Genomic DNA, 24,490 nt, shown 5'->3' with positions numbered 1-24,490 from the left:
TTAGACATGGTTTCAATTCAAATTAACTGAGCGCTATTAAACCTGTATTAGTTCAGTATTGTATATCCACGATTAGCCATACAGTTACGAACGACTGTTTCTTTTTCAGCTTCGTAGTTTGCTTCGTTTGCACGTCTATCACGTGAGCCGCCGAGTAAACCTGATGCGACACCGATACCTGCACCAATTTTAGCGCCGTCAGAACCACTACCACCAGCGATAGCAGTACCTGCAGCGCCCACAGCAGCACCTTTAGCAGCACTACTTATTACGCCTCTTGAGCTATCATTTTTCTGTACTTGCTGAGACATTTCAATGCATTGATGTTCGTCATAAATAAAATCTTTATCATCTACGCCAGTTTTATCATAGATAATGTTTGCACTTGCTGAAAAAGCAAAAAAACTGAGTGAAAGTAATAATAGTTTTCTCATTGGGATGCCTCAAAAATTGAAAGGGTCAATCTGCATTGCAATAACAACAAGGCTGCGCAATACAAGTAATAATAACTATCCTAGCTAAATATTAGTGTAAAAACGGAATATCGTGTTTCACGAATGGAATAATACTGTTTAATCGACTTATTGGTTTTATTGATATTGGCGTTAATTATTATGGATCTCACACAAAAAAAGCAGCGATGATCGCTGCTTTTTATTTTCTGCATCATGCTGACTTAATTCAGTTTACTGCTTTCATAGGTATGGCACATTTGTTTAGCTTGCTCTTCGTCATATTCGCGCAGGCCGCTCAAAACAAGGGTTTTAATACCCGAACCAATAACCTTGCCTTCGCTCTTTAGTGCAAACTGCAACGTCACATCTCCACGTTTGCCGGTGATTTCCATATGCTGCTCTACCAGCTCTAAGCTCATTTCACTAAATTCAAAGGTGTCTAATTGAAAAGACATGCTTTCATAAATCACTAATGGTCTATTTGGATTAATCATCATGCCGTATTCTTTCATCATAGGCACTAATACATGGATGAAGTTGAGACCAGAAAAAGCCACATAGCTTTTAATAAACGCAGCAGTTTGCGTATCACACTGACAAACGTCACCCTGACGTTCAATGTGAAGGTATTCTTTACCTTTAGTATCGCAAATACTAAATTGCTCCCCAGCTTGCTTATCTAGTGTGAGTTCAACACCATCACCGACCATACCTGCAAATTTAAATTGCATATTTTGGCTTAAGCCAAATTCAGTTAATACCAAGGCAAACAACAAATCGCCTGGCACACAAAAGCGTTTTGCGCCGACGTTGTGGATAGGATTAAAATCTTCAGCTACCAGCTTCGCGAAGTCACTGGCTTGTTGCGCTGAAATAAAAACACTTTGGTCTTGCTTGGCATAATAAGGTGACAAAAACATATACATCCATTCATTATTATTATGTGAAAGAAATCCCTCTCTCGGTGAGTTGGGCTTTTTGTGGCATAGAGTGTACTAGAAAAACACCAAAACACTCAGCCGATGACTATAACAAGCATAAGCTGCTGAAAAAATTAATTTATTTTAACTTGGGCGAGTTTTTAAAGGAAAAATACTTACTAAAGTGTCGAAATGAATACTTAAATGGGTTCAGATATATTCCCATTAACGTGTCGTGCCCAGGATTTCCTGTTACGCCAATTTTTAGCTCACTAACGCTTGATGCCTTAATCAAACTACCATAAGCCCGATCCCATATTGCTAATGCTGAACCTAAATTAGTGTCTCTATGCTCTTTGGCAATACTGTGATGCACTTGATGTTGTGCAGGGCTGATAAACCAATTCTCAAGCTTATCTCCCCATGATAGCCAAATATGGCTATGACGAAGGTTTGAGCCAAATACATTGAATAAAAATACAAACACATTAGCACCTAACACATCAAACATTTTCAAATTTGGACCAAACAGATAATAACCGATCCCAACCGCGATCCCTTGCGTGAGTGCCATACGGCAAGCATACAAGTAGCTTTCCACTGGGTGACTTCGATAAATAGTGAATGGCGTCATGACAGATGCTGAGTGATGAACTTTATGAAACTCCCATAAAAACGGTACTTTATGTAACACTAGATGCAAAATAAACCGAGTAAGATCATCAAGAATAAATAACAATACAGTAAATACTGCAATCACGATGGTGAGGTTTTCGGTAAGAGGTTGGATTGAGCCAAATAGCTTCTCTAAGATATCACTGAGTCCAAGCGCTACAGGCACCATAGTAAATAACAATGGCGCAAACAACACCGCTTTTAACAGCTTGTTGCATACTAACAAGAGGTAGTCATGTTTTGCGGAGCGGGATAAGTAAATTTCAGCGGGTAGTAAAAATTTGCCAAAGCTTTTTAACGATTTATCAGTATGCAAGCGCCAATATACTGGTAGCGCGAGTAGTATCGCTCCCACTATATAAAGCCCAAAGATACGTTTATTTGCATCTAAAGGATATGACAACAATTCACCAATATTACTCGAAAAAAACTCTACTACAGGCATGCTAACCTCTATTTGCCAGCCTTTATTGCTCACTGCAATGAAGCTTATAAAGCCTCATCCACATCATCACAGTGAGCAATGCGTTATCGCATCTTAATTAAAAACGATACTGGTAACCAATTTGAAATTGTTGTGGCTTGCTCGGTCTTGCGCCATAAGGTCTGCGACTGACAATTTCTTGTGTATCAAAAACATTATCAGCTTTAACGTAGACTAAGCCATACTCATTAAAATTATAACTCGCTGACATATCTACCACAGTTAATGCTTCCGTTTTACTGCCTGATAGCACCACACCGTCACCCGATGCTTCAAGCATTTCACCAATGTAACGTACTATCATATTTACGTCCCATTGGTTACTTACTAAACCTAAGTTAACTGATATTTGGTTTTCAGGTAAATAAGGAAGCTCATCACCCGCTTCAATATCGCCCCACATATCAAAACCCGATTCAAAACTCGTTTTAAACTCTGACTCTGTATAGGTGTATGACACTGATACAGGAAAATCTAAGTTATCAGTTAACGTAAAGTCATAACCCGAGGTTAGCTCAAGACCAATCACATCAACTTCGCCACCATTGAACTCAGTATCATCATCGCTGCCACAGCTTGAGAACTGACAACCTTCTTTAAGGTTACTAATGTCGTTGAAAAAGCCAATAAGCTCTAGGTTAAAGTTTCCATCATTATAGCGACCACCTAGCTCATAGTTGACGCTACTTTCCGTTTCAATAGAAGGGTCTTGCTTAGGGCTTGTTGGTAAGAAACCTTCATGCACTCCAAACAATAAACCGGCTTCATCAGATAAAGCGTAGAATAAACTTAAACTTGGCAGCCAGATGCTGGTTTCTTTTTTCAAATAATCTTGCTCGGCACCTGGTGCACGATTTTGATATTCAGCATCAATAAACTCTCCACGAACACCGGCAGTAATATCGAGTGCATTGATACTGATGGTGTCTTGTAGATATATCGAAATAGCATCTGTGCTTTCGCGATCGGTTGTAGACGCTTTAGTCGCCACACCATCTGAAACCAACTGCGCATTTTGCATAAAATAATCATCAGTGGTGTGATCGCGCTCAATTTGATCTTGATGGAAACGTGCACCAACTTCAAAATGATTGTTATAACCGAGTAAATCCATATTCCAATTTAAATCAGACTGGATACCTTGGGTAAAGTAGGTTCTATCATTGTTACCCAAGGTCATTTTCTCATACTCTGCGACACTGTCTTGTTGCCCTGTTAATATTTGATAAAAGCGTTGGTTTGTCTCATCTTTATCTGGGTCGGCTAAGATCTCTTGCAAGCTTCGATTAACTAGGCCGCCTTTAAATCCATTGACCTTATACCATGCACGCTCAAAATCATTTCGATACACACGAGTGGTTAATTCAAAGTGATCATTCGTGACATAGTGGTTGAATTGAAATTGGGTGTGAGTCCAGTCCATATTATCGAGTTGGCTAGCCACATAACGACGATTAGGGTTAGCCGCAAAATCGTCATCACTTAAGCCTAAGTAGGTTTCATCTGAGGTTTCATTTGCATAGGCAAGTTTTAATTCAAATACTTGATTTACTGTTTCACCATCAAGGTCATAGCGCAGCTTTGCCATCAGGTCATTTTTTTCAAAGCCGGTATCGCCGCCACCATCAAGCTCTTTAAAACCATCAGCCTGCAAGTGCACGCCTTCAATTAAAAAACCAAAATTATCAATGGTGTCACCATAGTAAGCATGAGCTTTTGCTAAACCATCACTCCCCACAGAGACATCAACTAAGCCTTCAGAGCTTTGCGGTACAGCACGGGTTACCATGTTTAACGAACCCGCTACGGTGTTAGGGCCATATTTAATGGCTGCGGGACCTTTAAACACTTCAATAGAAGTCATTTTAGACGTCATTGGGAAGTAATATGCCGATGCAGCAGAATACGGCGCTGGGCCAATAAGTACCCCATCTTCCATGATATTAATCTTTTTACTACGTTCAGGTGTTGCACCACGAAAACCGATGTTTGGTCGTAAACCATAACCGTCTTCTTCACGAATATTCACACCGGGTACGCTGTATAACACGCGGTTAATATCATCAAATTTAAATTGTTCAAGTGCCAACTCATCAATCAATGTCGCAGAGCCCGTCGTTTTATTTAAACTCTGATCACGACCGATGATTTGCATTTGCTCCATGTAGCTATCATTGCTTTTTGCTGTTTCATCATCTTCGGCAGCTATGGCACTGTAACTTAGCAAAGAAGATTGAATGGCTAACACTAACGCTAATTTTTTAGTCATCAATAAACGATTCATTAGTCATTGTCTCCTGCTGATGTTTGCGGTAATTCTAAAGCTAAGGTGTTAATAAAATCAGATTTCAACGTATCTGTAACTGCTTTGACATCTGCGTGAGTTTCAACGACTTGTTGTTCATTATCCGTTAGCGTTGCCGCTAAGCTTTGCTCATAGGCTTGCGCACTGGCAATGGCCGCATCAATACTTTGGGTAATCAATGCTGCTGTTGCTGCATCATTTTCATCAACGAGGTAATCATCGAAGCCAATACCTTGATCGCCTTCATACAAGGCTTTTAAAGCAATTAAGTTACTGGCGATATTATCAATTGAGTGAGCAGCTAGAGGAGATTCAACATCTTCAGGACAAACACTGGTACCACAGGTATTAGCAAAATACCCTAGCGGAGTAGCAAGCTTGCCATCTTTAGTGACACTGTCGATATAAAACAATGCATCACTGAGTTTATTAACCGCTTCATGTACGGTAGCAAAACTACTTCCAGCCTCTCCCGCTGATTTTAATGTTGCAGCATAACCATTTTCACCAGACCACTCGGTAACAAGTTGATTGGCATTGTTGTTAATATCTTTTGCAACTTCGGCGGCAAACTCGCAACGAGCAAGACGACGTGACTCATCGGTACGATTATCCCATCCTTCTGGAGTCACACTACCTGTGCAGCTATGCTCAAGGCTTGGATTAAATAATAAATACTCTAATGCCACCATGCCTTTACGTGCTGGAGTACGTGTTGTGATGTCGTATGGCGTACCGTTGATATCGTTGTTCTCAAACGAAACAACATCTAAATCAACCCCACAGCGACTCATTACAGGCCAAGAATAGATCTTGTTTCTTAATGCGCCATCATCATTTAATAATGGGCCAATTTGCATCATTTCAACACGCTGCCATTGATTCATGGTCGTGCGCCAGCTTTGTGCTGCTGTTTCTGTTGCTGAAGTGAGTGCAGCATTGTCAACGCTACCTTGCTGTAAATCAGCTTCTGCTTGACATAATGCGGCGATATCATTGGCTTGAGTTAAACTTTTAGCTGCAAACTGCTGGAAGGTCGGCGTAATAACACCATCGACAATATTGCTAATTAATGCGGCTTGGTCAAAATCTGAAGAGGTATCTCCGTTATTACCGTAATCAGCGCCAGCTTCACTGCTGGTACTCTCGTTACAACCCACTAAAAAAGTGGCACTCATTGCGAGAAATAACATGGATAATGAATGCGGTTGTTTCATAAAATTCCCTTACTCTAAAAACGACAAAAGCTCGGTGTTTTTCAACACCAAGCTTTTTACTAATGTGAGGTCATATCACAATAGGATTTACCAGTTAGCAACGTTATCTGCATCAAGCTCATAGCTAGCTTGTAAAATATCACGCGCTTCGGTTAAGTCTTCGATATATCCATCAACATCACCCGTTAATTCTGGCTGTGTTGCGAATAATTCATGAACAGTTTCGAAGTCTTCATCACTGATGACAGCGTATTCACTGAACTGTAAACCTAATGCAAAACCTTTCATTTCTGAGTAATGCTTCGCTAGGTTTTCGTAGTTGAAATCAGCACTGTCACCGCCAGTTGCTAGTGGTGCCAAATCAGCAGACACATCATTGATGTAATGAATAACTGTCGCAACGATTGCATTTTCCCATGCTTTCACACCCGCCATTGCATAGGTTTCAAGCTCAGTCATTTGAGCCTCAGTTAAAGCACTGCCCACGTTATCATTGATGATTTTACGACCAGCAATAAATGCTTCCATTGCTTGCATGGTGTAATCCGTTGGCATTGCATTATCAGCAGTACCTAAATCACGCTTTGCTGCATTGACAGATTGGCCAAAGTTGTACTCTGAACGTAAATCAATTTTGCCGTCACCGTCGGTATCATGTGAGCCATTCCAGTCCGCACGACCTTCATCTTCTGTTACCCTACCGGCAATTTCTACATCGCTGTATTCAAGGTAGTTACGCGCTGCACCAAAGTAGCCAAAACCTTCATCGAATTGATGCTCAAGGTTAGTGTAAGCAGCACCATCTTTAGCTGGGTTAATGTTGTCAGTCGTTAAGCCCTTACCTTCAGTATCAACACCAAAGTAATCATCTGCTGATTGAGAGTAAGTAATAGACATTAATAAGAATTTTTGAATTAATTGTGCTAAATCAACACCGTTTTCATCAATATATACTTTCGAGATGTCATTACCACGAACATCTTGACGTACTTCACCGTTAATTTTAGCAACAGCATTATCAGCTAAACGATCAAATAACATATCGATAAGTGCTGAAGGTGTTGTAGAACCTTTCGCGCCCCAACCTGCAAATGCACCGTTATTCCAGTCTTCATGTTGACCAGTAGCATCATTACCAGCCACTTTATCAGTAAGGTTTTTGTATCCTGTTAGCTCAGAGATAAGCCCATCTTTTGAGTTATCAATAAAGGTAATCGCAATATCAGGGTACTGAGTATCTTCATCAGGGTTGTAGAAGTAATTCAGCTTAGCCAGTACTTCGTCTTTCGTTGTTAATTCGTTGCTGTCGATTTCAGCTTCTAATGTCGAAGAGATGTATTGATTTAATTCAGCAATTAAAATGTGACGAGCATTTTGGCCAGTATAGGTCACACTTGACTCGCCATCATTTAACTTACTGTCAAATACGTAGCGATCCATGATGTCATTAACCGTTACAGTCACGTCTTTAGTAAACGTTGCACCATCGCCATCCGTTGCAGTGATGGCTAAAGTAAATTCTGTTGATTCTGCAGCATCGGCATCTAAAACAACACCGTCAGCTAATTTTAGTGTTGTGCCATCAATAACAAACTGGTCACTGGTCAATGAGAAAGTATGAGAGTCACCAGCATCACTATCAGTTGCAGACAAAGTACCTACTGTCGCGCCAGCAGTGTTTTCATCAACAGTTGAATCAGAAAGAGAGATATCAGTTGGTGCAGAATTAGTGGGTTCTGTAGTTGCTGGACTATCAGAAGAATCTGAACCACCACAAGCTGTAAGTAAGCCTAATGAAAGTGCGATAGTTGTCGCTAATACTGTTTTATTAAGTTGCATAAATTTCCCTTGATACAAAAACTGTAATTGTGAAACCAAAATGTTAATGACTTATCAATTGAATGATACATAAATGCAAATGATAATTCATCTTATTCGCAATATTTTTTTAATCATTGCTAATTTACGCTTGGCTAAACTTTATCCGCACGCACCAAAAATTAAACTAAACCTCTGAAAATAAACTATATAAACTCCACCCTATAAATTAAAACCAAACAAAAAGGGCTACTCAAAATGAGTAGCCCTTTTTGTTAAATCGATGTAGCACTATCTATATTGGCTATTTAATGTACTGAAATTGTTATTAATTAATAATCTTTTGCCACCAAGAACGTTCATCACCGCAATTATCTACTGGGTTATAACTATCAACTCTCGCTGGTAGTGCTACCACATTATCGCAGTCAGCTTGCTTAGCGACACCTGTACTTCTATCAAAGTAACCTTGAGTAACGCCATTAACGGGCGTCATACGTAAGCCTAAAGGTGGGCGCTGCTTTAAGAAAGCTTGATAGACGGCCATGGCACCACTTGAGCCATATAAACCCGTTTTTGAATTATCATCTTGCCCCACCCAAATGGCAGCGACATTTCGTTCATCAAAGCCTGCAAACCAAGAATCTCGACTATCGTTACTGGTACCCGTTTTGCCCGCTAAATCCACATTAGGAAACGCTTGGCCTAATCGTTTTGCGGTACCATTTTTTACCACCTGATTCATCGCATATTGGACTAAAAAGTCAGTCGCGGGTTCTAGTCCTTGTGTTGCGCTTTCACGGCTCACTTTTAACGGCTGGTTATTCGTATCTAACACAGCAGTAATCGAGCTTAATGGACGATAACGACCGTTATTGGCAATGGTTTGATAAACTTGGGCAACCATATATGGAGAGCCATTAATAGCCCCTAGTAGCATTGAAGGATAACGAGGGATCGTCTCACTCCAGCCTGCACTACTCATGGTTTTAGCTACGTTATCCACGCCAATTTCAATCCCGACGTTCACCGTCGGGACATTCATCGAGTTTTTAAAGGCTGTTAGTAATGGCACTTCGTCTCTGAACACTTTGTCGACATTTTGTGGTGACCACGTCTTACCCTGACCGTTTTGTAAGGTAATCGGTTTATCTGCCACTGGAGATGCCAAGTTATATTTGTGACCTTGTTGTAATGCTGTGGCATACACAAAGGGTTTAACTAACGAGCCAATGGGCCTGCGGATTTCAACAGCACGATTAAAGCCATCAAAGCTAGGTACTCTGTCACCTACCATAGCGGCAATCCCATTCGTGTACTTATCTGTTACGACCATGCCCACTTGCACATTTTTCGCTCTTTCATCCAGCGTTTTCATGGTAGAAACCACGGCTTTTTCAGCTGCATCTTGTGCCATAGGATCTAACGTGGTGTAGACCTTCACACCTGACTGTTGTAATAAACTATCGCCATATCGACTGCGTAGTTCATTTTTAACCACGGCAAAAAAGGCTGGTAACTTTTGATGTACCGATTTATTAAAGTCACGCAAGCCTAGAGGTGATTCAACTGCGGCTTTGTATTGTTCAACATTTAACTTGTCGTCTTCCATCAGTAGACGAAGTACCAAGTCACGTCGATTTTGCGCACGCTCTGGTGAGCGCCATGGGTTGTAATATGAAGGCCCTTTAATTGCTGCGATCAAAAATGCTTGCTGTGAAACAGTGAGCTCTGCAATCGGGCGACCAAAATAAAACTGCGAAGCTAATCCCATACCATGTACGCCACGAGATTTATCCTGCCCCATATAAACTTCATTTAAATAAGCTTCGAGGATTTCATCTTTGCTGTATCGAAAATCAATAATGATCGCCATTAACGCTTCACGGATCTTACGTACAATCGAGCGTTCACTGGTTAAGAAGAAGTTTTTCGCCAATTGCTGGGTTAGGGTTGAGCCACCTTGAACGGTGCGCCCCGCGGTAATATTAACGATAGCAGCACGAGCTATGGCAAATGGGTTAACGCCATGATGTTCATAAAAACTGCGATCTTCTACTAGGATCAGTGCATCTACAATGGCTTGCGGCATCTCTTCTGTTGGCACAAATAATCTATCTTCTCCACCTGAAGCTAAAATTCTATCTAACAATACAGGCTCTAAATGAAATACGGCCATTTGGCGTTTGTCTGACATACGCTGCACCGATGACACACCTTGGCTATCAAATGAAATCATCACTCGCTGAGCAACTTGATCGCCTTCGGGGTGTAAAAACGGTCGACGCCATAATTCTATTTTGCTGCTTGATGCAGAAAATTCACCGACTTGCCTTGGGTTAGCGACTTTACGATATCCCAGTAATTTAAGCTCTGACAATAATTGCGGATGGCTAATGGCAGCGCCTGGATAAATCGCCATTGAGCGGCTAAATACTTGGGCTGGTAAATGCCATTTCTGACCTTCAAATTTTCGGGCAATGATTTGATCGAGATAAATACCGTAAGAGCTAACGATAACCAAACCGATTAAACCCAGTTTCCACGTAAATGACCAAAGCGTTTTCCATTTCGAGCGGCTATTTTTTTTGGGATTAACTCGTTTTACACCAGGTTTCTTGGGCGATGATTTTTTAGCAGGTGCCTTTTTAGCTGGAGCCTTTTTAGACGAGTCTTTTCTTGCCGTTGGCTTTTTTATTCTGTCAGTCATAATTTGCGTAATTCTATTTCGTCCTTGGCTATTACTTTAAGCCTGGCGTTTTCTTTTTAGTAAATTTAGTTGCTGTCGTGTTGGCTGGGTCATCTGGCCATAAATGACGAGGGTATCGGCCTCGCATTTCTTTCTTTACTTCAACATAAGGCCCTTGCCAAAAACTGGCTAAATCTGCAGTCAACGCTATTGGACGCTGCGCAGGTGATAATAACTCCATGGTAACCACCAGCTTACCATGAAGCAGTAATGGACTTTGTGATAAACCTAATGCCTCTTGCAACCTTACCCGTAATAAAGCACGGCCACGAACCGAATGACTTGCTAATACTTCATCTGACGCTTGATCGATATCTTCGCAGCCTTTATCACTCGCTTCGTCAATTTGATAATGAATAGGCGCTGATGTCCCAGTCGCCATTTTCCAATGAGTCGGCAGTAATTCATTTAAGGTTTGCTGCTGAGACCAAGTTAATAAGTTTTTAACTTGGCTCAATATATCCAGTTTTTGTAATTTAGCAATCGAATTAACATCGACTAAATACGGTGCTAACCATTCAGATAATGTCGCTAATAAATCAGCACTTTCTAACGATGGCCAGTCATACTCTGGTGCATATAACTGCGCAAGTTTTACTCGGCATTGTAACTGATAAAACCTCTCATCAAGGTTAAGAATACTTAACCCTTTAGATTGAATGTGGTTGATTAGCGCTTGGACAATTAAATCTGAATCAACGTTAGACTCAAGCGAGCGACTCACAATAAGTTCACCAATTTTCTGCTGCTTTTCAGCAAAAAACCGTCCTTTTGCTTCGTCCCATTCACAAACTTTATGTTCGGATATAAGCAAACCTAAGTCATGTTTAAGGTGCTCGGGGTTTATCGCAGCAGCTAAATATACCCGCCCAGCATTGCGCCCTTGAGATTCTTGAAAGTCGGCCACAACAAGCCATTCATGGGTCGACATATTATCTTCAATATCAATCGTTACCCCAGTACCGTTACTAAGCCTAAATCCTTGCTTACCACGAGCTTGAGCAATTCTATCTGGATATGCCAAAGCGAGTAATGTGCTGATATCACGACTTGCAGCATCACGAGCAAGTTGTTTAATGTCTGAGGAAACTGATAATGACGTTTGCCATTTGTTAACTTGTGCCGCCATCAAACCTTGCGTAGCTAGTGGTAGATACTGGCTAATATCGACGCCTTTTTTCGGTAGCCCACGAGCTTCTAACACCGCAGCTAATAAACACGCCAGCGACACTAACTCCGGTTGCTTTTGCGTCTTAGCCAATACAGTCGATTGCAATAGCATATGTGCTAACCGAGGATGGCAGCCTAACTCATAAGCCGCTTTGCCATGTGGCGAAATTTTATGATTAGCATCCACAAGCTCAAGTTGCGTTAATAACTGCCACGCCGTTTGTTGATGAATTGCGGGCGGCGTAGTAAGCAGTGGTAAGTTTTCAATATTGCTTTCCCCCCAATAAGCACATTCTAATGCCATGGTGGTTAATTCACTGACACTGATTTCAGGCGCTTCTGCTTTAGATAAACGGCTTTGTTCTTCTTGCGCCCATAAACGCACACAACAACCTGGAGCAAGTCGTCCAGCACGACCTGCACGTTGGATAGCAGAAGCTTGGCTAATACGTTTAAGAGATAGTCGGCTCACACCACTACGAGGATTAAAGCTTGCTTCTCGCTTATAGCCACTATCGACAACAATGGTTATTCCATCAATAGTTAAACTAGATTCGGCCACGTTGGTTGCCAGCACGATTTTACGTTTGCCCTTCGGTGCACCAGCAATTGCGTTATCTTGCTCAGCTGGCGTCAGGTCACCGTAAAGAGGGCATAGAAGAAATACCTGTGTATCAACCTTTTGACTTAATAAACGCTGCAGTTTATTGATCTCCCCCTTACCGGGTAAAAAGGCGAGGATAGAGCCCATTTGATATTGCTGCGGCACATGTGATGAGTCGGTTTTTACAGATTCTGCAATCACATTGGCCATGTGTTCTAGCCATGGTTGTTGCCGAGTCACAGGTCGATAAACCTGTTCAACATCAAAGCTACGACCTTCACTGACCAATAGTGTCGCCTCAGGCATAAGCTGCTGAAGCGGCAAGCCAGCTAACGTCGCCGACATTGCGATAAGGGTTAAGTCATCCCTTAAGGAATCTTGTACTTCTAGGGTAAGTGCTAAACCAAGGTCGGTAGGTAAGTGGCGTTCGTGAATTTCGTCGAATATGATCACATCAATTCCATTGAGCTCTGGATCTTGCTGGATCATACGAGTGAGTATACCTTCGGTGACTATTTCTAAGCGGGTATGACGACTAACCTTAGTGTCACCTCGAACACGATAACCAACGCTATCACCTACTTTCTCGCCTAATGATTGAGCAATAAAATGTGCCACACTCCGAGCGGCGACTCGCCTTGGTTCAAGCATCAATATTTTGCCGTTAATACTTGACCAACTGAGCATAGCCAATGGCAATGCCGTTGACTTACCCGCTCCAGTAGGGGCTTCAAGAATAATTTGACGATGTGTTGATAGCGCTTGTTGCAGTGGCTCGAACAAGGCTTGAATAGGTAATTGGCTCAAAAAAATAACTTACACAAGAAAATACTGAAGTCAGTTTACTCACAATCGCTTGTTGATGCTATCTCAACAAGGATTGTGTTATGTCTTCGCCATATGATAAAGAAAAGGTTGATATGATAAGTTTTCGCAGCTTCACTGGGCCTATATTCAGTCGATCAGCCAAGGTTGTCTTAGCCCAGAATCTAGTTCCATTAATCGTGTCGGCTTACCAATCGCGTAACCTTGAGCATAATCTACACCTAATTCACGCAATAAAAGTCCGATGTTTTGATTTTCAACAAACTCGCCAATCACTTCAAAATCCATGTCTTTACCTAGCTGGCAAATAGCAGAAACAATGGCTTTGTCACTGCGATCATCACATACATTCACAACAAATTGACCATCAATTTTGACGTAATCTACATCAAGGCACTTCAAATAAGCAAAGCTTGAGAAACCTGAACCAAAATCATCCAACGCAAGTTTACAACCAAGCGGTTTTAACAAATCAATCAAGGCTGTGGCTTGTTCAAGTTGGCTAACTGCGGCGGTTTCAGTGATTTCAAAACATAATTTATCAACTAATTCAGGTTCAACCATTAAGCGCATTTCAAGCCAGCTCATGAATTTACTATCTGATAAAGACACTGCAGATAAATTCAGTGAAACCATGTTAAGGTCGTCCCAGATCTCCATATGCCTTGAGCCCCACTTCAACAAATTGTCGATAACCCAACGATCGATACGAGATGCGAGGTTATAGCGCTCAGCTGCAGGTAAAAATACTCCAGGAGAAACATAGCGGCCATCTTCTTGAACCATCCGCAGTAAAATTTCCATATGAATGCCAGTATCTTTAGAAGACAGCGGCTCTATCAATTGGAAAAATAACTCAAACTGGTTAAGCGCTAATGCCGAGATAATATCCACAGACGCTAGCATTTGATTATAAAGCTGGTGCATTTGCGGATCATTTTTACTGTAAAAGTGCCAGCGATTTCGGCCATCTTCTTTCGCAATCCGACAAGCGGCATCAGCTTGACTCATGACGCTATAAATGTCTTCTGAGCGGGAGTTAAGCTCGGACATGCCCATACTCATACTGACGTTATGAGTGATCTCCCCCCATATGAATTCATGCTCTGAGAGTTGCTGACAAATCCGGCTAGCCACTTGCTCTGCAGAGGCTTTATCGGCGTGATACATTAAAATACCAAACTCATCGCCGCCTAAACGGGCCACAATATCCCCAGTACGAAGCAGAAGACTCAAGCGCTTGGATACCTGACAAAGCAATTCATCACCCGCTTGATGTCCACTGACATCGTTAATGACTTGGAATTGGTCCAGATCTAAAAACGCAACACAAGCAGGTAACCTATCTTTCTCATTTATGGTTTCTTCGAGCATCGCCTCAAACTGCACCCGATTAGGTAAGCCTGTTAGTGGGTCATAATTTGATTGAAATGACAGTTCATCTGCTAAACGATATCGCTCAGAAATATCTTCAACCATCATGAGTAGTCGATGCTCAATATCAAGAGCACGACAAAAACTCATTTTATACCAGTGCTTAACACCTGAAACGATCAAGGGCAGTTCACACCAAGATTGGTGTAGTGCGCCTTCTCTAACGATGTGTAAACAATCCTCAAGCAATAAATGATCATCTGAATTAATCACAGAAAATAGACTTTTACCTATGGTAAAAGGCAGGCTTTGACTGGCGACATGATTTTGATTACTGACATTATTGTCAGTACCAATCAGCGCACACGCTACAGGTAATTGTTGGAATAACTCAAGGTATTGTATTTCTTTATTTTGCAGTAATTCTGATACTCGAGTGAGCTCTGCATGTGAGCAAAGCTTTAGCGCAAATTCATTAGTGAGATAAAACTGGCAATCATCTCCACCAGTAGCATATACCGACCAATTAGCTTGGTGTTGATAAGGGATGAGACACAGCCGAGTATGACCGATTTGCGCCACATGATTAATCAATAGTCTTATCGGCTTAGCTAAAGAGTGACAAAATTGATTGAGTCCATCCACTAACGGCGCTGAAAAATGTAAATCATCATGTTCAGTTTGGTCACAATGAGGAAATAACCCACTATGGTTATTCAATAAGAGTTGCTCACATAAGTCAGGATAAGAAGCGAGTGATAAGCCGAGTAACTCTGCTGTTTGCGCATCAGAGTCATACACTTTTAAAGCATTGGCTTGCACAACACAGTCACTGGTGATGTGTTCTGATATTTGAGACAGTACGATCACTACGCCGTCACAGTCTAGTTTCTGCGTTAATCGCTCAACTTCTTCTGTGACTTTTTCTGATGATAAAAAGCGACTTAATTCAGATGATTGTTCACTGACCCATACCGATTTAAATTCGCTATCAACCATTATGCGACTCATTAATATTTGGCAATGTAGCTCTCATTATTGCTAAGATTTATCCAACCTCATGTTCGATAAATTCAATGGATTTTGTGCTGCTTGCATTAATCTTAGATTAAAAACGACAACTTTTTACATTAAATTAATTGTATTTAGTAACTAAATTACCCCATTAGCGACCCGCAAGCGATACAATTTGATTCAAGATATTTATAAGGATGGACTAATGTCTAAAAGTGTTAACAAACGCACTTTTGTCGGTTTTTCGGTTGGTGATTCAATCGCCAATGAATTAAAGGCACAGCAAACCTTCATAAAGCCGTTAGTCGCTCAGAAAGCTAAAACCGTAGCAAAAGAGAACTTTCATATCACTGCCGCTTTTTTAGGAAATACAAGCTTGGCTGATAGGGTTGCACTTAGCCGCTTAATTGAAGCAGAAACCTTTCATGCTTTTACCGTATCAATGCCCCATATTGCTCATTGGCCACAAGCTAAGCTGATTTGTGCAGAGGGGATGGCTGTTGATAAGCTATCTTACATAGCTAACCAATTACAGAATATGGCAAAAGAATTAGGCCTTATGCAAAGTCAACACGACTACCGACCCCATGTAAGCTTATTTAGACATTGCACCTTACCAAGTGAGCAAACAAGTTTTCCATTCTTATTAAAGGCACCGATTACCGTCACAGCAACACAACTGACGTTATTTGAATCCCTCAATTTGCCTGGTGGGGTTAAGTATCTACCGATTCAGCACTGGCCTCTTACGCCATAAGTTCAATTGCTGTTCCAGTGGTTCACTTTTGATGAAAGCCCAATAAAAAAGCCGCAATATTGCGGCTTTTTTATCTTATTAGCGTCAATACGACACTATCGAATTTACTCTTCTAGTAAAGCGGCAATAGTAAGTACACCATGCCCTGTCGCGCCTGCGCTCCATAACGCTGAATCAGAAGATGAGTAAGCCGCGGCTAAATCCATGTGTAACCAATTCATTCCCGGCGTGACAAAGCGCCACAAGAAGCCTGCGGCATTAGATGCACCACCTGCTCCACCACCTTTCATAGCACGACTGTTAGCTGTGTCAGCAAAAGGAGAAGGACACATATCTTTGTGCCATTCATTTAACGGTAATGGCCAAACATTTTCAGAAACGTCAGCAGCTTTTTGTTGCACACGTTGTAAGGTTTCAGTTTGTGGCGAGAATATCGCATTATAATTATCACCCACTGCCATCACAGCAGCGCCAGTTAGCGTAGCAGCATCAATGATCAATTCAGCCCCAGTGTCTGATGCAGCTTGCAAACCATCCGCTAAAACAAGACGACCTTCTGCATCAGTATTAACGACTTCTACAGTGACGCCATTTTTGTAAGTCAGAATATCGCCCAATTTATAAGCATGGCCACTAATTAGGTTTTCCGCACAACATAAGAACAACTTAACGCGTTTATTTAAACCGGCTTTCATTGCCAAGCCCAGTGCCGCAGTGACAGTTGCAGCACCGCCCATGTCACACTTCATGTCTAACATGCCAACAGAAGGCTTAATACTGTAGCCACCAGAATCAAATGTGATGCCTTTTCCGACTAACGCTGTCGAAACAGGTGCATCATCACCAAGCGGATTAAAATCTAACACTAACATTGCAGGTGGACGCTCACTGCCACGCCCAACAGCATGTAAACCAATCCACTGCTTTTCAAGTAGTTCTTGGCCTTCAACAATTTCGTAGCTGACATTGTCGCCACCAATCGCTTTTAACCAATTAGCAGCATGATTGGCGAGTACCACTGGTGACAGCTCTTCTGGTGTCTCATTGACTAACATACGCGCAAAGCTAGCTGCTTCGAAACGATGGGTTAATGTGGTTTGAGTCGCTTCATCGCCACACCAACGTACTTCAAACTCGCCTCTTGCCGTTGTAAAACCTTGAGAGAAAGCCCACTGAGAGTCAATATTCCATAATTCACCTTCAAGCTGGACACTTGTAACACCTTGAGCGCGAATTTTTCGAGCCGCCATTTGTACCTGGCGAAGTACATCTGAATCAGTTAAATGAATTAACGCTTGATTACCTTGATAAGTCACACTTGCTTTGCCCCAAAGGCTTTGTGGCGCATCTTGTGTTAGGGCAACGGTCATTATTTGCATTATTTTGTCCTTATTATTCTGCTTGTGCTGTTCTTTTTTAGTGCTGTTTAGTTTTTTAATCGTTGTTGTGCTGTTCTTACATTGTAACGTTTGTTTCCAATGGGCTAAGTGTACTGTAAATCGGTAATGAAACGAGACTAAAACCAGCACAAAAATTAATATTAATTGTTAATAAGAATGTACTGCTAAAAATAGCCACTCACAGTAAAACCACCCTAGCATTCGCTCTTACTTATGCGCCCATGAATAGTAGTTGAAGTCATACAAGCCCATGATATAACCTTTGCCTAAATAAAGTGAAAGTGATGATGCCAGTATGCATTCACTCCAAATCACTCAGCACTCCCAATCAGCCCTTTATTGCCTGGAGCACACTTTCTTATGGACTTTACCCCACCTTTACAAAAAGGAACGTTACTCAAACGCTATAAACGCTTTTTAGCTGATGTAAAACTAGAAGATGGTAGTGAGATTACCATTCATTGCCCAAATACTGGCTCAATGAAAAACTGTTTATTCCCAGGTGAAACCGTTTGGTTTTCTACATCTGACAACCCTAAGCGTAAGTACCCACATACTTGGGAAATCAGCGCTACGCCAGAGCAGCACTTAATCGGTATTAACACAGGACGTGCTAATGCCTTAGCCGAAGAGGCGATTAAATCAGGTGTAATCACTGAGCTTTCGGGTTACGCCAACATTAAACGAGAAGTAAAATACGGTGACGAAAATAGCCGAATAGATATTTTACTAAGTGATGACACACAGCCGCTGTGCTATGTAGAAGTGAAAAGTTGTACATTATTAGAGCAAACAGTAGGGTATTTTCCTGATTCTGTCACAGCTAGGGGGCAAAAGCATTTGCGTGAGCTAATGCATATGGTTAGTCTAGGTCATAGAGCAGTGTTATTGTTTGTCGTTCAGCATTCAGGCATTAATCTCGTTCAAGCGGCAGAGCATATCGATCCACAATATGCATTATTACTTAAACAAGCGGTCAATAGCGGCGTTGAAGTTTTAGCTTATCAAACTGAAATCTCAGCAACCTCAAGTATCATTACCCGTTCATGCAAAGTTATTGTTTAGTTCAAAAATGAAAAAAATACTAATCAAATAGTTTGCCACGCTATAGAGTTTCTGCTATAGATAGCGGCCATAAATTTTACGACGCACATAAATCGCTAATTATTACAGGAGATGCGTTATGCCTGAAGGCACCAAAAAACTCGGCGTACTCGCTATCGCAGGTGTAGAACCTTACCAGGAAAAAGCTGGTGAGGAGTATATGGGTGAAGAGCAACGTGGTCATTTTAAAATGATTTTAGAAGCTTGGCGTAACCAGTTACGTGAAGAAGTTGATCGCACGTTGAACCATATGCAAGACGAAGCTGCAAACTTCCCAGATCCAGTTGATCGCGCAGCCCAAGAAGAAGAGTTTAGTTTAGAATTACGTGCTCGTGACAGAGAACGTAAACTGATTAAGAAAATTGAAAAAACACTGCAAAAAATTGAAGAAGATGATTTCGGCTTCTGTGATTCTTGTGGCGTTGAAATCGGTATTCGCCGTCTTGAAGCTCGTCCAACTGCTGATCAATGTATCGACTGTAAAACACTTGCAGAGATCAAAGAAAAGCAAATGGCTGGCTAATACAGCAACCACTGAGAACTGTATATTCAGCTTATCAGATCGTAGGGCGAGATTATTCTCGCCCTTTGTTTTGGTATTTTTTATCGACTTCCACGCCAAAATCAGTTTGTACTGAACGCCCTTCTAAACATATATAGCAATAATAATGGGCAACAATAAGAAAGGCTCAATACCCTTTCTGATAATGATTTTGCTAACTTAATGTGTTCAATATTTCGCTTTCAATTAAGGGTTTTGTCGTGAACTCACCAGATTACATTGGCCGCTTTGCCCCTTCCCCTTCTGGCCCTTTACATTTTGGCTCACTTATCGCTGCACTGGGCAGTTTTTTAAGAGCAAAACATCAGCAGGGCCAATGGTTAGTCAGAATCGAAGACATTGATCCCCCAAGAGAAGTTGCCGGTGCGAGTGATGACATACTCAGAACACTTGAAGCTTATGGCTTACAATGGGATCAAACAGCGTTATTTCAACGTGATCGTAGCGAAGTTTATCAACGGCATATTAATGAATTGCTTAGCAATGACCAAGCATACTATTGCCAATGTACTCGTAAACAAATTGGGTTAATGGGTGGCACTTATGACAGTCGTTGTGGCTCACTATCACCTAGGTTAACCCAAGGTGCGATTCGTATTCGCAATCATGCAAAAGTGAGTCAATTTCACGATGTTGTGATGGGAGACGTTAGCGTAGGTGATGATTTTGCTGGTGAAGACTTCATTATTAAGCGAAGCGATGGCTTATTTGCCTATCAACTTGCTGTAGTCATCGATGATGCTTTTCAAGGAATCACTGAAATTGTTCGTGGTTCTGATTTGCTAGAAACCAGTTGCAGACAATTGAGTATGAATAATATTCTTGGTTTTACTTCACCAAGCTGGTTGCATTTACCCCTTGCTTGTACCAAGCCTGGCTTTAAATTATCAAAACAGAATTATGCGAATGCTATCGATGTAAAACACCCTCAGGCCAGTATTAACGCCGCCTTGAGGTTTTTAGGTCAAGCAGAGGTTGATACCGATAATGTCGATATCATGCTAAAACAAGCTATCGAACAATTTAAGATAGCCGATATTCCTCAAGTATCTGAGATTCTGATAGCGCAGTGATATACTCATTAGCTTACAATTGGTATATCATAGCCGCCAGATTTTTAACCATTTAATTCTAACCATTAATCGTATCGTTCGAGGTGTATTATTTTTCGCCGTATTAGTCAATTCTGCAGACAACTGTTTGAAGACAATAAATCCACTCCTGTCAATGAACCAGAAGTTCAAGATGACGGTCTTCGCTTGGACATTGTCACCAGAGATGCCCATACAATCTCTCGACGTCAAATCAGTGAAAATGCACTTAAAGTACTTTATCGACTCAGCAAGTCTGGCTATAAAGCTTACTTAGTTGGCGGTGGTGTTCGCGATATTTTATTAGGTATGGAACCAAAAGATTTCGATGTCGTGACTAATGCGACCCCTGAAGAGATCAAAAAATTATTCCGTAATAGCCGACTCGTTGGTCGTCGATTTAGATTAGCGCATATTGTGTTTGGCCGTGACGTCATTGAAGTGGCAACGTTTCGTGGTCATCACGGTGAAACTGATGATAAGATTTCGAAATCGAATGCTGAAGGCCGTTTATTGCGTGATAACGTCTATGGCGAAATTGATGAAGACGCAGAGCGTCGTGACTTTACCATCAATGCACTTTATTACGACATCAGCGATTACTCTATTCACAGCTATGGCGGCGGTATTCGCGATCTTGATGACCGTACCATACGTTTGATAGGCGATCCTGAAACCCGTTATCGTGAAGACCCTGTCAGAATGCTACGCGCGGTTCGTTTTGCGACAAAACTCGATATGAGTATCGAGCCCAAAACGGCTGAGCCCATTAACGCATTAGCGCCATTATTAAAAGATATCCCAGCCGCAAGAATGTACGAAGAAGTACTCAAGTTATTCTTTGCTGGAAAAGCAAAAGCTAACTACGACATGATGCGTGATTTCGGTTTATTTCAGCCATTATTCCCGCAAATTTCAGCACTGATAAAAGAGCAGCCAAACGGCAATACAGCCAAAATGCTTAATGCTGTAATGACGAATACCGATTTACGTGTTAGCCAAGACAAACCTGTTACTCCAGCGTTTTTCTATGCAGCGTTATTATGGTATCCATTAAAACAACGTGCTGATGATATTGCCCTAGAAAGTGGTTTAAGCCATTACGATGCGCACGTCGCCGCGATGGGTGATGTGATGGAGCAGCAATGCCGCACTATCAGTATCCCACGTCGATTTAGCACTCCCGCTAAAGATATTTGGCAATTACAACTGCGTCTTGAGCGAAGCCAAGGCACTCGTGCCTTTAAACTGCTTGAGCACCCTAAGTTCCGCGCTGCATATGACTTACTGCTGTTACGTGGTGAAGCTGAAGGTGGCAATATCGGGAAAATTGCGACATGGTGGAAATCATTTGTTGAAGCAGATGAAACAGAGCGCTCTGACATTGCTAAAAGCAGTAATAAAAAAGGCCCTAGCCGCAACAGAAACGCCCATCAGCGCAAACGTCGTCGCCCAAAGCCTAAATCAGATAACTCAGGTTCATCTGAAGTAAAACCGACTAACAAAGGTTAATCATGAGCACCACAGTCTATGTGGCGTTAGGCGCAAACCTTAATGACCCAGTACAACAACTTGAAGATGCGGTACTGGCGTTAAGAACCATTGCAGAAAATAATGCGGTGACCATCTCGCCGCTATATCGCTCTGTGCCTATGGGTGATGTAGAACAGCCAGATTATGTCAATGGGGTAGCAAGCTTTAACACGAACTTGACTCCCATGGCCTTACTTGAGGCCTTACAACATATTGAAAATACCCAGGGCAGAGTCAGAGAAGTCCGCTGGGGGCCTCGTACATTGGATCTTGACTTGTTGCTTTATGGGCAAGAGTGCATTGACACACCAAGGCTCACCGTCCCCCACTACGGCATGAAACAGCGCAGTTTTGTACTCATTCCATTGGCAGACATTAATCCGCAATTAATACTGCCTTGTAATACTGAATTAACACACTTAATTACCAGTGAAATGCGGGCTGAATTAGTCCAACTTTAATCAGCACTTAGCAATACGCACCGCAAATCGATAACTTGAATATGAATAACTTTTAAGAGTTTATTATGTCAAAAGTCACTAGCTCAACCCTTATCAAATTCAAACAAGAAGGTAAGAAATTTACCGCACTCACCGCATACGATGCGAGCTTTGCCGGCGCATTTGATAATGAAGGCATCGACGTTTTGTTGGTTGGCGACTCATTAGGGATGGTACTTCAAGGTCACAACGACACTCTACCTGTTACAGTCAATGATATTGCGTATCACACAGCCAGTGTTAATCGAGGTTGCAAGCGAGCGTTACTGATCGCTGATATGCCGTTTATGAGTTATGCCACGCCAGAACAAACCATGACCAATGCCAGCACCCTAATGCAAGCAGGGGCAACCATGGTCAAACTTGAAGGCGGTGAATGGCTACTAGAAAGTGTGAAAATGCTGACTGAGCGCGGTATTCCAGTCTGTGCACACTTAGGCTTAACGCCTCAATCAGTACACGTATTTGGTGGCTTTAAGATTCAAGGCCGTGAAGAAGACAAAGCCCAACAAATGGTCGATGATGCATTAGCACTTCAAGCTGCTGGCGCTCAGTTATTGGTTGTTGAATGCATCCCTAGTGCGCTAGCAAAACGTATCACTGATGCGCTAACGATTCCTGTCATTGGGATTGGAGCAGGACGTGATACTGATGGTCAGATCCTTGTTATGCATGATGTACTTGGGATCTCTAGCGGTTACATCCCTAAGTTCTCTAAAAATTACTTACAACAAACTGGTGAAATTCGAGCAGCAGTAAGAGCCTACATTGAAGAAGTGGCTAATGGTACATTCCCAGCTGACGAACATGCGTTTAATTAATAACGCACTCTTTAATCGTTTATAGGTCAATATCAATGATTACCACAGCGAACATTGCTGAAATTAGAGCGCAAGTAAAACAGTGGCACATGCAAGGCGATACCGTTGCCTTTGTGCCAACGATGGGCAACCTTCATAAAGGTCACATTACCTTAGTAACTGAAGCACTAAAACGTGCGGATCATGTTGTCGTATCAATCTTTGTTAATCCTATGCAATTTGGTCAAAACGAAGATCTAGATGCCTATCCAAGAACGTTACAAGCAGATAGTGAAGCATTGGTAGCCGCTGGCGCGGAACTCTTGTTCACCCCCACACCAGACATTATTTACCCTAAAGGGTTAGCGCAACAAACCTTCGTAGAAGTCCCTCATATTGGTGATGAGTTTTGCGGTGCAAGTCGACCAGGTCACTTCCGTGGTGTCGCTACTATCGTTTGTAAGTTATTTAATATTGTTCAAGCTGATATCGCCGTTTTTGGCCGTAAAGATTACCAACAGTTAATGGTCATCACTGCTATGGCTGAAGATTTATCATTACCGATTGAAATTGTAGGCATTGACACAATACGTGAAGCCTCAGGTTTAGCGATGAGCTCGCGAAATGGCTATCTAACGACAGAGCAAAAACATCAAGCTGCCACTATTAAACGGACCATGGATGCAGCTGCGCAACATGTTATGGATGGTAAAACAATCGCTGAAAGCGAGGCAGTAGCCGCTGACATGTTGATCCAAGCAGGCTTTAAAATAGATTACTTTTCAATAAGAAATGCTGCCAATTTAGCCATTGCGACTGCAGATGATAAACACCTTGTTATCTTAGCTGCCGCCTACCTTGGCAACACACGATTAATCGATAACCTCACTTTCCAACGTTAATCTATTCACCACTTGCCCTGTAAGACTTAGCTGATTTTTCACTAAGTCTTACATATTTAAAGCAAAGTTCTTCAGTGCCAATAAAAAATCTACTGTCAAAAAACTGGTTTTCTCGTTAAAATTAGGCCATAGTAAAAAAGTATACCTACATTATTGTTACAACCGACTATAATGATTTACAAACTTCTAGAGCCAATGGATATTGGCCAACTAGCGGTAAGCAACGGATAT

Annotated in this window: 18 protein-coding genes; 8 read left to right on the top strand and 10 right to left on the bottom strand. The window is 41.7% G+C overall.

From position 1 onward, the window contains the following. Nucleotides 1-47 precede the first annotated feature (47 nt). From AB4128_RS04380 to AB4128_RS04340, 9 genes are all read right to left on the bottom strand, one after another. Nucleotides 48-434, bottom strand: a complete 387-nt coding sequence (locus tag AB4128_RS04380; protein WP_055024915.1) for a glycine zipper family protein — start codon at nucleotides 432-434, stop codon at nucleotides 48-50. A gap of 242 nt (nucleotides 435-676) precedes the next feature. Then, the gene (locus tag AB4128_RS04375; protein ID WP_055024916.1) at nucleotides 677-1,375 is read right to left on the bottom strand and encodes a DUF3581 domain-containing protein; all 699 of its coding nucleotides are present in this window, start codon (nucleotides 1,373-1,375) and stop codon (nucleotides 677-679) included. Nucleotides 1,376-1,514: 139 nt separating this feature from the next. Continuing rightward, nucleotides 1,515-2,495, bottom strand: coding sequence for a sterol desaturase family protein (locus AB4128_RS04370; protein WP_080916756.1), 981 nt, complete (start codon nucleotides 2,493-2,495; stop codon nucleotides 1,515-1,517). Between the two features lie 97 nt (nucleotides 2,496-2,592). Beyond that, a complete protein-coding gene (locus tag AB4128_RS04365) occupies nucleotides 2,593-4,818 on the bottom strand; it encodes a TonB-dependent receptor family protein (protein ID WP_372037020.1) in 2,226 nt (741 codons plus the stop codon). Beyond that, nucleotides 4,818-6,056: an imelysin family protein gene (locus AB4128_RS04360; RefSeq protein ID WP_372037018.1), complete on the bottom strand. Its 1,239-nt coding sequence runs from the start codon at nucleotides 6,054-6,056 to the stop codon at nucleotides 4,818-4,820. The genes AB4128_RS04365 and AB4128_RS04360 overlap by 1 nt, the downstream gene beginning before the upstream one ends. An 87-nt stretch (nucleotides 6,057-6,143) precedes the next feature. Beyond that, on the bottom strand, nucleotides 6,144-7,895 hold the full coding sequence (locus tag AB4128_RS04355; RefSeq protein ID WP_192021564.1) for a DUF4856 domain-containing protein: 1,752 nt from the start codon (nucleotides 7,893-7,895) through the stop codon (nucleotides 6,144-6,146). Between the two features lie 307 nt (nucleotides 7,896-8,202). Continuing rightward, nucleotides 8,203-10,584 carry a penicillin-binding protein 1B gene (gene mrcB / locus AB4128_RS04350; RefSeq protein ID WP_372037016.1) on the bottom strand — a complete coding sequence of 794 codons (2,382 nt, stop codon included), beginning with the start codon at nucleotides 10,582-10,584 and terminating at the stop codon, nucleotides 8,203-8,205. A gap of 31 nt (nucleotides 10,585-10,615) precedes the next feature. Beyond that, entirely contained in the window at nucleotides 10,616-13,204 is a 2,589-nt protein-coding gene (gene hrpB / locus AB4128_RS04345; RefSeq protein ID WP_372037014.1) for an ATP-dependent helicase HrpB, read from the bottom strand. 147 nt (nucleotides 13,205-13,351) lie between these two features. Further along, a complete protein-coding gene (locus tag AB4128_RS04340; RefSeq protein ID WP_372037012.1) occupies nucleotides 13,352-15,595 on the bottom strand; it encodes a putative bifunctional diguanylate cyclase/phosphodiesterase in 2,244 nt (747 codons plus the stop codon). A 220-nt stretch (nucleotides 15,596-15,815) separates the two neighbouring features. On the opposite strand from AB4128_RS04340, the gene thpR reads away from it, so the two are divergent. Then, on the top strand, nucleotides 15,816-16,367 hold the full coding sequence (gene thpR, locus AB4128_RS04335; protein WP_055024921.1) for an RNA 2',3'-cyclic phosphodiesterase: 552 nt from the start codon (nucleotides 15,816-15,818) through the stop codon (nucleotides 16,365-16,367). A 104-nt stretch (nucleotides 16,368-16,471) separates the two neighbouring features. Here the strand turns inward: thpR and pepB are convergent, their stop codons facing one another. Further along, a complete protein-coding gene (pepB, locus tag AB4128_RS04330; RefSeq protein WP_080916766.1) occupies nucleotides 16,472-17,746 on the bottom strand; it encodes an aminopeptidase PepB in 1,275 nt (424 codons plus the stop codon). A gap of 381 nt (nucleotides 17,747-18,127) precedes the next feature. Here pepB and sfsA point away from each other — a divergent pair, with 381 nt between their 5' ends. From sfsA to panC, 7 genes are all read left to right on the top strand, one after another. After that, the gene (sfsA, locus tag AB4128_RS04325) at nucleotides 18,128-18,832 is read left to right on the top strand and encodes a DNA/RNA nuclease SfsA (RefSeq protein ID WP_055024923.1); all 705 of its coding nucleotides are present in this window, start codon (nucleotides 18,128-18,130) and stop codon (nucleotides 18,830-18,832) included. A 118-nt stretch (nucleotides 18,833-18,950) separates the two neighbouring features. Then, nucleotides 18,951-19,394, top strand: a complete 444-nt coding sequence (gene dksA, locus AB4128_RS04320; RefSeq protein WP_055024924.1) for an RNA polymerase-binding protein DksA — start codon at nucleotides 18,951-18,953, stop codon at nucleotides 19,392-19,394. A 239-nt stretch (nucleotides 19,395-19,633) separates the two neighbouring features. After that, nucleotides 19,634-20,506 (top strand): tRNA glutamyl-Q(34) synthetase GluQRS, encoded by an 873-nt coding sequence (gene gluQRS, locus AB4128_RS04315; RefSeq protein ID WP_144430188.1) that lies wholly within the window; start codon nucleotides 19,634-19,636, stop codon nucleotides 20,504-20,506. 186 nt (nucleotides 20,507-20,692) lie between these two features. Beyond that, nucleotides 20,693-22,036: a polynucleotide adenylyltransferase PcnB gene (gene pcnB / locus AB4128_RS04310; protein WP_372037009.1), complete on the top strand. Its 1,344-nt coding sequence runs from the start codon at nucleotides 20,693-20,695 to the stop codon at nucleotides 22,034-22,036. A 2-nt stretch (nucleotides 22,037-22,038) separates the two neighbouring features. Next, a complete protein-coding gene (gene folK / locus AB4128_RS04305) occupies nucleotides 22,039-22,518 on the top strand; it encodes a 2-amino-4-hydroxy-6-hydroxymethyldihydropteridine diphosphokinase (protein ID WP_055024925.1) in 480 nt (159 codons plus the stop codon). Nucleotides 22,519-22,583: 65 nt separating this feature from the next. Continuing rightward, nucleotides 22,584-23,378 carry a 3-methyl-2-oxobutanoate hydroxymethyltransferase gene (panB, locus tag AB4128_RS04300; RefSeq protein WP_055024926.1) on the top strand — a complete coding sequence of 265 codons (795 nt, stop codon included), beginning with the start codon at nucleotides 22,584-22,586 and terminating at the stop codon, nucleotides 23,376-23,378. A gap of 35 nt (nucleotides 23,379-23,413) precedes the next feature. After that, a complete protein-coding gene (panC, locus tag AB4128_RS04295; RefSeq protein ID WP_372037007.1) occupies nucleotides 23,414-24,259 on the top strand; it encodes a pantoate--beta-alanine ligase in 846 nt (281 codons plus the stop codon). Nucleotides 24,260-24,490 lie beyond the last annotated feature (231 nt).

It is taken from the genome of Shewanella sp. 10N.286.52.A9 (assembly GCF_041468985.1).
GTDB classification, from domain to species: domain Bacteria; phylum Pseudomonadota; class Gammaproteobacteria; order Enterobacterales; family Shewanellaceae; genus Shewanella; species Shewanella japonica.
Note: the sequence above shows the minus strand (reverse complement) of the source record. Positions and strands in the feature narration are given on the sequence as shown.